We start from the raw sequence: 12484 nt of genomic DNA, 5'->3' as shown, positions 1-12484 counted from the left end.
TATGGCGACGATGCGCGATGTGGCCAAATTGGCTCAAGTTTCCGTAGCCACCGTTTCCCGGGTGTTGAATAAAAACGGTTATGTTCTGAAAGCGACCGAAGAGCGGGTTTACGAAGCGGTTCGGCTGCTCGGCTATGAGATGAACGGAACGCCGAAGGTGCTGGCAAGCGAAAGACCGGTCCGGGCGATCGCCTTGTTCGTCCCCGATATCGCCAATCCTTACTTCGCGGAAATGGCCAGAGCGATCGAGGACATCTCGCGCGCTAACGGCTATCATATCATTCTGTGCAATTCCGACGATCAAGGGCATAAAGAAAAGTCTTACCTCGAGACGTTGTCCAAAGGAAAAATAGAAGGGATCATCTTCATTTCCACTTCGCTTTCCCCAAACGACATGATCGAGGTGGAGAAATATCGAATCCCCTATGTGTTCATCGACCGGGCGCCGAACCATGAGCAGCGAACCGTTGTGCGCGTGAAGGATTATGAAGGCGCCAATATCGCCGTGCAGCATTTGCTGGATATCGGGTGCCGTAAAATCGCCCATATTTACGGCCCGCAAGAATACAGCTCGGCAAAAGAACGGTTAAAAGGGTATGAGGATGCGGTTTCCAAGCATCCGTGGTATTCCCCCAGTTTGCTGGTGCCTGGGTATTTCCGGTACGAAGGCGGCATGCGCGCGGTCGAGGTGCTGCTCGAGAGACATCCCGACGTCGACGGCATCTTTATTGCGAACGACATAATGGCGGTCGGCGCTTTGAAATCGCTTCATCAATTGGGCGTTAAAGTGCCGGAGCAAATTGCGGTTTGCGGCTTCGACGGCATCGCGATGACGGAGCTTGTAAGCCCGGACATTACAACGGTTGCCCAGCCGATCAAGCGAATCGGATGGTATGCCGCCGAGCTGCTGTTCAAAAAAATGAGCGGCGAGCTCGCCGAGGATCGGGTTCATGAGCTCGATGTCGAGCTTATATCCAGAAGGTCAACGTCCAGAATGCATGATCCGGGCAGCACTGCGGCAATCATGTAAAACGGAGAGGGGAGCAGGTAATGTCGAAGGAGCCCTCATTTTATTACTTTATGTGCAATCATTGGACGCAAGGCGGCATCGGTTTTGCATTTCCGTCGGGCTGGTACAACGACAACTATTATCGTCGGACATTTTCTTCCGTGTATACGATCGAAAAGATGCTGGATGCAGCGGATCAATATCCGGGGATGAAAGTGTCCATGGAGCTCGACGCCTACGCCTATGAAGAGGTGGAGAAGGAAGCGCCGGAATGCATCGCTAGGCTCAAGGAATACATAAAACAGGGCAAGGCCGGTATCGACGGCGGCACATACGGTCAGCCGTTCGGGCAAGATTACGGCTGGGAGCCGAACATCCGTCAATTGACGTACGGACGCAAGACGATTCGGCAAGTGCTTGATGTCGACGTCAGAACGTTCCTGGTAGAGGAGCAGTGGTTTCATCCGCAGCTTCCGCAGCTGTTAAAGAAAAGCGGGTTTTTGAACGCATCGTTGCAAAATCAAAATTCCGGCCAAGTGAAGCCGATGAACACGGCGATGATTCGCTGGAAGGGGATTGACGGCACGGCCGTTCCGGCGATCCCGGCGAACGATTTGATGGTTTCCTGCGTTCGTCAATATACGAGCTACGACGAATACAAGGAAAGATTGGAGCTGTACGAGAGGCCTCTGCTGTTCCAGTGGGTGGAAATATGGCCGCCGGGCATGGACTGGGGAGCGAGCGTTACGCCGTTCGAAAAAGCGATTCGCCAAGTGGAGCTATGGGGCGGCCAAGTTGTCCGCAGCTTGGACGAATATTTTGAGCGGGAGTCGGCCGGCAGAACCCTTGAGGAAGTTTATATTTCACTGGATGAATCGAATTACGCAAACAACTGGTATCAAGGGGGCGGATGGGGGTACGACGGCGACAAAGTGATCGTGTGGGATGTAAAGGCGGAGCAAGCTTTGCTCGCTTACGAAGCGTTGGCCGCTAGGCAGACCTTCTTCAAGCAGGAGTCCGCCTACCCTGAAGCCGTTCTGGATCGGTTATGGCGTAAATTATTAGTATTGCAAAATCACGATTTCTCGGTGGCGCGCAGCTATCGAGCCGTTACGGAAGACGGGCTCGTGACGGATGCGGGGTCGCTGGGAGTTGCCGAGTATCAAAAAATAGTTGCGGAGACGGAGCGTTCGGCGAAGCAAATCATTGCGGAGTCGGATCGGGCCGCGGACGGGAACGGGGAATTTGTAACCTTCGCAAACCTAACCGGAATCGAACATCGGCATACCGCCGCGTTCAAGCTGCTTCGGAATAAACCGGTAGCTTTCGTTCAAAATGGGAAACCGGTGCCGTTCGACATTACAGCTTCGGGCAACGGAACTTGCGAAGGGTATGTAACGGTTGATTTGCCGGCATTCGGGCTGGCTTCCGTACAAGTGTTAGTTCCGAAGGAGAATTCCGCCGTACCGGCCGCGACAAAGGTTCGAACCGGTCAAGATTGGATCGAAGACGATCGGATTCGCATCGAGTGGGTGCCGGGCTCTTGGGCTGTAAGGATCCGCCGCAAGCTAACCGGCGAATCCGTAGATTTTATCGGGTTTACGGGGCCGATCGGCAAAATGAACGAGCACGGCGGGCCGTTCCCGGCGCTCAGTCCCGCGCATGAAATTTTTACGTTCGCCTTTGACGGAACAACCCATTCCCCGGATCAATTGTCCGTATCGCGTGTGCAGGCGGCAGTAGTGCGGCACGGATCGGTAAAGTCGACGTTAGCATTAACGTGCAAGCTGCTGACGCTGCATACGACCGATACGCCGGTCGCTTTCGCGGAAGCTAAAGTTACGATCGATCATGCGACAGGTGCCGTCGAATGCGTTTCCCATCTGTATACCGGCGTCCATTTATCCGTGCAAAGCCACGCCGTCTTTCGACATAACCTTCCGGGAGCCCGTTATTTCAGAGATTTTCCTTTCGGCGAAGAGGAAGCGTTCGTGGAGCACATTTATCCGAATTCGTATACGAGAGTGACGGGGGACGAACAAGGGTTTACGCTGGTCCACCGCGGGACTCAAAGGGTGAAGCTCGTAAAGGCGGAAAGCGGCGGAGAAATTCGCCACTTGCTCGCGAGGGATCGCGTTCACGGCGATTACGAATGGAAGTTTTACCTGCGCTTCGGCCGGCATCAACCGTGGGAGAGCGCCCGGTATGCAAAGACGGACCGTGCGTCCACCCCCATGCTTGGAACGAAGGCGAACCTTTCGGAGCGGTTGTTGGACATATCGGATGCGCGGATTATATTATCCGCCTTCTATCAGGCGGAAGGTAAAACATATGTAAGGCTTGTGAATTACTCGGCAGAAACGGTCGACGCCGGCATTGCGATCCTTAGCGAGGCCGGGGCACTGCAAACCGTGAATTTTATGAACGAACCGATCCCCGGTAATTTCACCTGGAAAGCTGTCGATGGAGAAACTCGTATTACCGCTGCATTCGCCCCGTGGGAAATTGTAACGCTGCAAGTGACAGTCTGACAGATAAGATTGGAAAGGAGGTGAGCGGAGCGGCTTCAGGCTAACTGCAAGTTTACGTATCGATAACAATTTTTGAACGGGAGGGAAGTAAAGATGGCATGGCGGAAGCGGTTTGCAGCGATAATGGTCTTATGTCTCATTTTTTCTGTTTTTTCAGCTTCCAATAGGTTTGCGAACGTTTCGGAAGCATCCGATACGTACGTGTTTGATCTATCTCACGACAACCCCACCTCATGGGGCTTTACTTTAGGCACGAAGGACGAAATCAAACGCTGGCAAACGTTCACCGCGCTGCATGACGGAAGCTTGCAGCAAATCGGGTTGCTGCTCAGAGAAAAATTCGGAGAGGGAACGTTGACGCCGTTAATTGTCGAACTGTACGCAACGGAAGACGGCAAGCCGACCGGTTCCCCGCTTCGAACCGTAAGTGTTCCTCCCGAAGAAGTCGTGTTCGGCGAGGAGCTCAAAGTCGCTCTATCCTATGACGGTCTCATTCGGGGCACGCAGTATGCGGTCAGCTTGACGCAGGAGACGCTCTCGGACAACGGAGGGTTACATAATTATTCATGGCCGACGAGAGAGGTGAACGCCGGCGAAACATTCGGCAAATATGCCGCCGGCGGCTGGGTCGACGAATCGTTCTTGGGAGATGGATGCATGAAGGTGTACGCAAGCTATGAACGGTCCGCTTCCGTTCCTACTACGATTACGCTGTCGCCGAAATATTTGAACGTAAGTCCCGGCGAAACGGCGGAGCTTCAAGTGAGCGTTGCGGACCAGTACGGAACGGCGATGAACGATGTGCCGCTTGTTTGGAGCAGCGACGACGTTACGGTTGCCGAAGTCGTGTATGGCCGTGTAACGGCGGTCGGAGCCGGAACGGCAACGGTTACCGCGTCCGTTGACGGCGGCTTGTTCGCCGAAACGGTCGTCACCGTATCGGATGAAGAGGGCGTCGTTCCGGTCCCGGGCATGGTTATTACCGAAAATACGGTGCTGAAGCCCGGATTGTACGATTTCTCCTCGGGTGAAGGCATCACGATCGGCGCGGACGGAATCGTCCTTGACGGCAACGGCGCCGTACTGATCGGCCCAGGCAGTTTGGAGCAAGGCGCCGCAAGCTTTAAGGGGACGGGCATTCGAAGCGACGGGCACAGCGATGTCACTGTTAAGAACGTTGCCGTTAAAGGCTTCCAAACGGGCATGCATGTGAAGAACGGCAGCGGATTTACGATAACCGGCAACCGGTTGTCCGATAATTACACGAATCCGGATTACGGGTGGGGCGACGGAGAAATGTTCAGCGCGCTGCTGATGGAGTCCGTTCACGACAGCCTGATTGAAAACAACCGCGGGAACAACGTGTGGAACGGGCTGCATATGCGTCATAGCGATCATAATACGATTCGAAACAACGATTTCAGCCGCACGAGCAACGTAAGTCTCAAGATGTGGAACGCATCGGGCAATGTGATCAGCGACAACAACTTCAGCTACGGCATCCGCATTGCGCCGGGCGAAGTGCATGCGAGGGATTCGACAAGCATGCTTATGGAGTCCGGATCGAACGATAACCGATTGTACCGGAACGATTTTACGCACGGAGGGGACGGCATTTTTATTCGCGTGCTGAACGGATGGGTGTCGACCGGAAACTATTTTGAGGAAAACGACACCTCCTACGCAAACAACAACGCGATTGAAAGCTGGTCTCCGGGCAACACGTATGTCCGAAACATCGCGAACTACTCCAGCTACGGATTTTGGCTCGGAGGCTCGGACCATACGGTGCTCATCGGCAACACTGTGCGCTATAACGGAGGGTATGGCGGCGTCGGCCGAAACAATGCGCCGGAAGCGTTCGGAAATGCCGGAATTGCGGTCGTGAACGGAGCAAGCAGCCATTTTGTCATGAAGGATAACGATATTCAGTACAATAACGGGCCTGGGGTGGCGATCCGTTACAACGAGGACTATCCGGCTTATCACTGGGTCATTCAAAATAATACGATCAAGAACAACAAGAACGATCCGAGGGGCTATAAAGGATACGGCATCTATATCAAAAATGCGAAGTGGCTTGATATCGCAGGAAACGACATATCGGATAACGACGCGGAACCGATCAGTGTCGACACCGGCGTGTCCGACGTATTTATGCGGGAAGCGTCAATGACCGACGAAGAGCCTGTGGCGCATATGTCCGTTTCGAGCCCGACGGTTGCCGTCGGACAGCCGATCGTCTTTGACGCGAGCGGAAGCGCGGATCCTCAAGGCTTGATGCTGCATTATCGCTGGGATCTGGGAGACGGGACGATCGAAGGAGAGGAGGCGGTAACCCACACGTTCGAGAAGCCGGGCTTTTACCGGGTCGGCGTTACCGTCAATAACGGAAAGCTCGCAGAGCTTGCCTTTGCGGATGTATACGTTCACGATGCCCGCCCCGAAACGGGCACGGAGCATGGAACCTCGGAATGGGAGCTGATTAGTTCGGATCCGGCCGCGCAGCTTGGATTTGATGAAGTCAATCGCGTGCAGGGCGGTTCTTCGGTTTATGTGTCCGCACGGGACGGCGGCAATCATACGCTTGTGTACCCGCGAAAGAAAGATTGGAACGCCGATTTGACGAATGTCGATACGATGTCGTTCTGGTTGAAATACAATGCGGAGCATAGCAGCGATTCGAACAACAAAAAACCGGTCGTTCGCCTGCATCAGGACGCGTCGAACTATTACGAGTTTACGCCAAGCACCGCTTTCCTGGAGCAGCTGCTCGCGCCGGTCAGCGAACAGCGTTACGGCTGGAAGGAGATCCGGTTTGCGCTCGGCGGCGAGGATGACGTTTGGAGCCGCGCCGCGGTCGGCTCGCCGTCCATGAGCCATATCCAGTATATCGCCATCGTGGAAGGACCTAGCTCCGGCGGTCGCTCCGATTTTTGGCTGGACGGTCTTCAGCTGTACAAGGCGGACCGCCGTGTCGACCGGAGCGTGAACATGGCCCGAAATGCCGCACTGGAAACGGACGAATATCCGAGACCGATCGGCACGCCTTCGGATCCTCAGAAGCCGGAATCCGGCCTTTGGGCTCCGTTGAAAGGCACCTTCGAGTTTAAAGGCAGCAGCACGCCAAGGTGGATTCCCGTACTTGACGGCGCATCTTCGGAGGAGATTTGGTATGGTGTCGAGTTTTCGAGCCCGAGAATCATAGACCGTGCGGACGTTTATTTCTACCATAATCCAAGCGGAACACCTTCGACGGACACAGAGTGGAAGCCGGATTTATTCCGCATCGAATATTGGACCGGCAAGCATTGGAAGCCGGTGAAACCGGCCGATGGCGGCGGTGCGGTAAAACCGAATCGAAACACCGTTCGTTTCAGCTCCGTCGAAACTGCCAAGCTGCGGGTCGTCATAACGCCGCATCGTTCGGAGCAGAGGGTATTGGCGCCTTCGATCTACGGCTTCGCCGCTTATCATTCGGCGAACGTCGCAGGCAGCGCATTCGGCGACAGCGACACCTATATTACGGCGGTTTCTTCCGCGTCGCAGCCGGTAAACTTGAAAAAAATCGGCTTATGGATCAATCGGAAAGGCACGAATTTGTCCGATCCTTTGTTTGAAATTTACGAGGCTAGCGACGGGAAGCCTGCAGGCGAACCGCTGGCCATCGTATCGATCCCGAAGGAAGAGGTAAAAGCGGGAGCGGAAACGGTCGTCGACGTGAATGTCGGAGGACTAACGCCGGGCAAGCAATACGCCGTCGCATTCACGCAAACGGTGCTGGCGCCCGACGGTTCCGGCGACCATTGGCGCTGGCCGACCCGCAGCATCGGGCTGAACGAAAGGTTCGGCAAATATGCCAGAAGCAGCTGGGTGGACGAATCGTTCCTCGGAACCGGCTGGCTGAAGCTGTACACCGACAACGGAACGATCGATTATTCCCATCCGAATCCGAGCGGGGGAGGATACGGCGTCGGTCATTTGGACGAGGCGAAGCGCTGGCAGACGTTCACCTTGCCGGACGATAACGTGTGGGAAACGATCGACGGATCGATTCAAGACGGTAACGGCTGGGTGTCCGGCGAAGCCGGAAATAACGGCGAAGCATGGGTGGAGCTGCGGTTCGCGGAGATGCAGACGTTGAACAGCGCGAACATTTATGTAGGCGAGAATGAGGAGGAAGGCATCGCTCTTCCTAAAGAGCTGCGCCTTCAGTACTGGAACGGTGAAGGATGGCAGGACATTAAGGAAACCGGCCCGAAGGTACGCATTATACAAGAGGGCTTCCATCATTACCGCTTCCAGCAAGTGCGGTCGGACCGGTTCCGCATACTCGTTCCGCTGGATGGCTCTCAGCAGGCGGAAATTCGAGAGATCGAGCTGTACAATTCTAAAACTTCCGGCGATGTGAACATATAATTTGTTGATTTCGCTCGCAAGACCCGACGCCTAGCGTATATCTTCACGCTAGGCGTTTTTTTCTACGACTGACGAATTCACATACAGAATGCTTCATGTTCCTGATTTGCTTTCACCGCTCATTTTCTTGATTACAAGAAATTCATTGACGCAATGTCAAGAGACTATATAATAAAGAGGCGGACAATTATTAAATTAAGTTAAATAATTAAGTTAAATAATTAGACAACCGATTCGAAAGGGGGTAAACATGAAGTCATTCCTCCCGAACAACATCAAAGACGAAAACCGGAAAATCATTTTTGACATCGTGATGCAGCATCCGGAGCTGGCTAAGGTTGAAATTACGGAAAAAACGGCGATGAGCTTCGTAACGGTCAGCAAAATCGTAAGCTTCTTCGAGAGCATCGGCCTGCTAATCGCAACGGGCGAAAGCCGTGAAGGGTCCGGCGGCCTCGGCAGAAAACGTACCGTCTACCGGTTCAACGAAAACAGCTACGCCGCTATCGGAATCCAAACGATCGGGAAAAAAATGACCGCCCTGCTTGTCAATTTGCACGGCAACATCATCGACTCGCATTCCATCGATACGCCGATACCGTTCTACAGCGATGAATTTGCCGCGGCGTTCGAGGAGATCGTCGCCCGGATGCGAAATAAAGCGCTGGAAACGGGAACCGCGATTTTAGGAGCCGGAATCGGCGTGGACGGTGCGATTAATATTCGCAAGAAAATGATCCGGATCAAGACGCAAGACCATCAAGAGCAGGATTACGATTACGAGCCGATTGTCGAACAGCTGCGAAACCGGGTGAACCTGCCGATCTTGCTGGAAAACGATGTGAACGCGTCCATATTGGCGGAATTCCGCAGCTTGGAGAACGCCGGAGAAGCGCCGAACGACCTCGTACTCATAGCGGCCGGCGACGGAATCGGAGCGGGCATTATTCTAGGCAAAGAGCTTCACCGGGGAATGAATGCAAGCGCCGGAGAATTGGAGTACATGTGCTTCGATCCGGAGTTCAAGAAGTCGCCGTCGTCCGTCGGATGGCTCGAAAGCACATTGGGTCTCGAAACGCTGCTCAAAACGTATGACCTAAGTTCGGAGCGGGAGCGGGAAGCGTGCGCGGACTTCGTTTCGCGCCGCTTGGCGATGGTGATCGCGAGCATTATCAGCCTGCTCGATATTCACAGGATCGTCATCAGCGGCAAAACGGCGGCTCTGTTTCCGGAGCAAATCTTAAGCGGAACAAGAGCTTACGTGGAGCAGTATACGGAGCTGACCCCGGTAATTACCGTCAGCGATTCCGCGTATTCGACCGCGATCGGCGCGGCTACACTCATATTGCAGCAGGAAATGCTTCGCGTCTTATCCGCCTAGAGAGGAGTTGTACTGCTCCATGATACGTATTTTTGAAAGCGAAGAAGCTTTGGCGCAAGCGATTGCGAATGAAATGCTTCATCGCTTGCGCCATGACGATACGCCGGTTTTTTGCCTGGCATCCGGCAGTACGCCGCAGAAGAGCTACCGGAAGTTTGCGGAAGCGGTCGAACGGGACAGCGCCATCGGGAAGCTCAGAATCGTAAGCCTCGACGAATGGGTCGGCGTTGGCCGAAGCTCGGAAGGCAGCTGCTACCAAATGCTGAATCAAGATTTGTTCTCGCTCGTGCCGCTGGACCGATCCCGCATTGAGTTTTTTGACGGAACGAAGGCGGATTTGCAGCAGGAATGCTTACGCATCGATCGTTACATCGAATCGCATCCGATCACGTTCAGCCTGATGGGCGTCGGAATGAACGGGCATATCGGATTGAACGAACCGGGGTATCCGGTACTGAACCATAGCGGCGTCGTCGATTTGTCCCTCACAACCAAGGAAGTCGCACAAAAATATTTTCACAAGCCGACCGTGTTGGAAAAAGGGATCACCCTCGGGCTAGGTCAAATCATCAAGAGCCGAAGAGTCGTTGTGGCGATTACCGGGGAACGAAAGTCCGGCATCGTCGCGGACATATTTAACCGTCCGGAAGCGAAGCTGCCGGCCCAGTCGCTGCTCGGCTACGAGCACATCGATTTCTTTCTGGATGCGCAGGCTGCGAAATATGTTGCCGACGACATCTTAAAGGAGCAGGGGGCATGAAAAGCAGCGTGATCGGTGTCGATATCGGCGGCACCAATATAAGGGTCGGACGGATCAACGACAAGCTGGAGCTCGTGCGGAAGGAAACGGCACTGACGGAACGGTTCCGAAGCGCCGGCGAGCTGTTTGCCGGCATTCGGCGGATGATCGACGACATCGATCAAGGCCGGGAAGCGGACATCATCGGAATGGCTCTTCCCGTGCCTTGGAGGAACGATGCCGAGCGGCTTGTCGATGTAACCAACATTCCGTATTTGGAGAATGCTTCGATTCAGGCGATTCGTTCCTATTTTCCGGAATATGACGTTTATTTTGAAAACGATGTGAACGTCATCGCCATGCTTGAATCGGAGCGGGGGGCGGCCCATGGCGTCGAGCACTCGATGTATATATCGGTGAGCACCGGGATCGGGAGCGGAATGATTGTGGGCAACGCCGTTTTCCATGGTGCGCACGGGTATGCAGGGGAAATCGGGAGTATGTTCATATCCGATAGCGGCACTTTGGAGGAGCTTTGCAGCGGGAAAGCGTTGACGGACGAAGCGATAAGACTTTTCGGGAACGAAGCCAAGGCGCAAACGTTGTTCGAGCGGTATCACGAGCGCGATGAACAAGCGATTGATGTCGTCGAGCTTTGGGTGGAACGCTTTTCAAGGGCGCTCGCTTCGCTCATGCATACGATCGACCCGGATCTGTTCGTGCTCGGCGGGGCTGTGATCGACAACAATCCGTGGCTCATTGACAAGGTTACGGTAAACGTCAAAACGAAAGTGTTCGAGCATTTGCGCGACAAGGTTCGCATCGCACGCCCCGCTTTCGGAGCCGAAGCCGGCATCATCGGTGCGGGGTACACGGCATACAAGCAATCTCGGCGCCTTCGCGGCAAAACATGAATTAGAGGAGAGACGAACATGAGAAAAATGAAAATCGCGTTAATCGGAGCAGGCAGCATATCGTTTGCGTTAGGAGCGTTAAACGACATCGTGCTGTCCCCGCGCTTGAAGTCCGAAACGGAGCTCGAAATCGCGCTGATGGACATCAGCGAAAAGCATGTGAACAAAACGTTTGCGTATGCGAAAGAATTGTTCGATACGTTCTCCCATTCTGCGAATATTTGGGCGACTACCGATCTGGAGAAGGCGCTAGCCGGCGCGGACTTTGCGATCGTCGCCATCGAGGTGAACCGTTACTTCTATTGGTCCCAAGATTTCCACATTCCGCGGCGCTACGGCAGCAAGCAAATATATGGCGAGAACGGCGGCCCGGGATCGATGTTCCACACGCTGCGCAATTTGGGGCCGATGCTGGAAATCGCACGAATGATGGAGAAGGTGTGCCCGAACGCATGGTTCATCAACTATACGAATCCGGAAGCGAAGCTGGTTGAGGCGATTTCGAAGCTGACCTCCATCAAAGTCGTCGGTTTGTGCCACGGCTTAGATATGGGGATTCATCAGCTGGCCGAGTTCCTCGAGATGAAGCCGGAAGAGCTCGAGGTCGAAGGCGGCGGCTTGAACCATTTCGGCTTCTTTACGAAGGTTCAAGAGAAAGCGACAGGCAAGGACTTGTACCCGTTATTCCGGGAAAAGGAGCAAAAGGCGAACCGGCTCGCGAACTTCGACCACATTGCGCTGTCCCGGACGATGTATCATATTTACGGCTATTATCCGTATCCCGGCACCAATCATATCGGGGAATACATTTCGTATGCGGAAGATTTCTACGCGGGCTTGCCGCTGCAATACCGGTACGATCCGATCCGGGAAACGCTTTGGGAGAAAGGCTCGAGAACGCCGGAATTCGTTTACTGCGCAGGCGGCTGGAGCTTGGACAAAAAGCTGTTCGAGCCGTCAATGACGCAAGAAGAATGGGCGGAGCAAGCATATGTGTTCAATAAAGAAAAGGTTTGCAAAAGCCAAGAGTATGCGATCCCGATTATCGAAGCGATTTTCTTCGACGATGAAATTCAAATCAACGCGGCGAACTTGCCGAATAACGGGGCCATTAAAGGCTTGCCCGACGATATGGTCGTAGAGACGCAAGCGATCGTAAACGGGAAAGGCATCGTCTTGCGGCCGATGACCGTTGAGCTGCCGACGGCTTTGATCGGAACGATTCATATTCAAGGCACGATTCATAAGCTGCTGCTGGAGGCGTTCGTAGAGAAGTCGAAAACTAAGCTGCTTCAGGCGATTTTGCTGGATCCGACCGCGCCTTCATATTATCAAGCTTGCGCGATGATCGACGAAATGTGCGAGCGTCAGAAGGACATTCTTCCTGCGCTGGAATGGAAGTAACCGAATAAGGGATGCGGCTTTTCGGGTGAAAAGGCGCATCCTTTTTTTTATGATTTTTCACGATTTTTTGTTTGAAAGGGATTACAT

Annotated in this window: 7 protein-coding genes; all 7 read left to right on the top strand. The window is 53.9% G+C overall.

Annotated elements, in window-relative coordinates:
* The first annotated feature begins 1 nt into the window (after position 1).
* The 7 genes from PT964_RS04030 (at position 2) to PT964_RS04000 (ending at position 12397) form a co-directional block, all read left to right on the top strand.
* Positions 2-1030: a LacI family DNA-binding transcriptional regulator gene (locus PT964_RS04030; protein ID WP_274362044.1), complete on the top strand. Its 1029-nt coding sequence runs from the start codon at positions 2-4 to the stop codon at positions 1028-1030.
* Between the two features lie 20 nt (positions 1031-1050).
* Positions 1051-3540, top strand: coding sequence for a glycoside hydrolase family 38 N-terminal domain-containing protein (locus PT964_RS04025; protein WP_274362043.1), 2490 nt, complete (start codon positions 1051-1053; stop codon positions 3538-3540).
* Positions 3541-3633: 93 nt separating this feature from the next.
* Positions 3634-7959 (top strand): right-handed parallel beta-helix repeat-containing protein, encoded by a 4326-nt coding sequence (locus tag PT964_RS04020; RefSeq protein WP_274362042.1) that lies wholly within the window; start codon positions 3634-3636, stop codon positions 7957-7959.
* A 250-nt stretch (positions 7960-8209) separates the two neighbouring features.
* The gene (locus PT964_RS04015) at positions 8210-9340 is read left to right on the top strand and encodes an ROK family protein (RefSeq protein WP_274362041.1); all 1131 of its coding nucleotides are present in this window, start codon (positions 8210-8212) and stop codon (positions 9338-9340) included.
* A gap of 19 nt (positions 9341-9359) precedes the next feature.
* Positions 9360-10100, top strand: coding sequence for a 6-phosphogluconolactonase (locus tag PT964_RS04010; RefSeq protein ID WP_274362040.1), 741 nt, complete (start codon positions 9360-9362; stop codon positions 10098-10100).
* A complete protein-coding gene (locus PT964_RS04005) occupies positions 10097-10993 on the top strand; it encodes an ROK family protein (RefSeq protein WP_274362039.1) in 897 nt (298 codons plus the stop codon). Before PT964_RS04010 ends, PT964_RS04005 begins: the two co-directional genes overlap by 4 nt.
* Positions 10994-11011: 18 nt before the next feature.
* Complete coding sequence (locus PT964_RS04000) at positions 11012-12397, top strand: family 4 glycosyl hydrolase (protein WP_274362038.1); 1386 nt, start codon at positions 11012-11014, stop codon at positions 12395-12397.
* The last annotated feature ends 87 nt before the right edge of the window (positions 12398-12484 follow it).

Origin of the sequence: Paenibacillus thermotolerans (genome assembly GCF_028745515.1) — a bacterium.
Taxonomy (GTDB): Bacteria; Bacillota; Bacilli; order Paenibacillales; family YIM-B00363; genus Paenibacillus_AE; species Paenibacillus_AE thermotolerans.
This window is presented reverse-complemented; position numbering and strand designations above follow the sequence as displayed.

Excerpts from the sequence above, each read along its gene's own strand:
- PT964_RS04030 (WP_274362044.1), top strand. The coding sequence starts at position 2 with ATGGCGACGATGCGCGATGTGGCCAAATTGGCTCAAGTTTCCGTAGCC.
- PT964_RS04025 (WP_274362043.1), top strand. The coding sequence starts at position 1,051 with ATGTCGAAGGAGCCCTCATTTTATTACTTTATGTGCAATCATTGGACG.
- PT964_RS04020 (WP_274362042.1), top strand. The coding sequence starts at position 3,634 with ATGGCATGGCGGAAGCGGTTTGCAGCGATAATGGTCTTATGTCTCATT.
- PT964_RS04015 (WP_274362041.1), top strand. The coding sequence starts at position 8,210 with ATGAAGTCATTCCTCCCGAACAACATCAAAGACGAAAACCGGAAAATC.
- PT964_RS04010 (WP_274362040.1), top strand. The coding sequence starts at position 9,360 with ATGATACGTATTTTTGAAAGCGAAGAAGCTTTGGCGCAAGCGATTGCG.
- PT964_RS04005 (WP_274362039.1), top strand. The coding sequence starts at position 10,097 with ATGAAAAGCAGCGTGATCGGTGTCGATATCGGCGGCACCAATATAAGG.
- PT964_RS04000 (WP_274362038.1), top strand. The coding sequence starts at position 11,012 with ATGAGAAAAATGAAAATCGCGTTAATCGGAGCAGGCAGCATATCGTTT.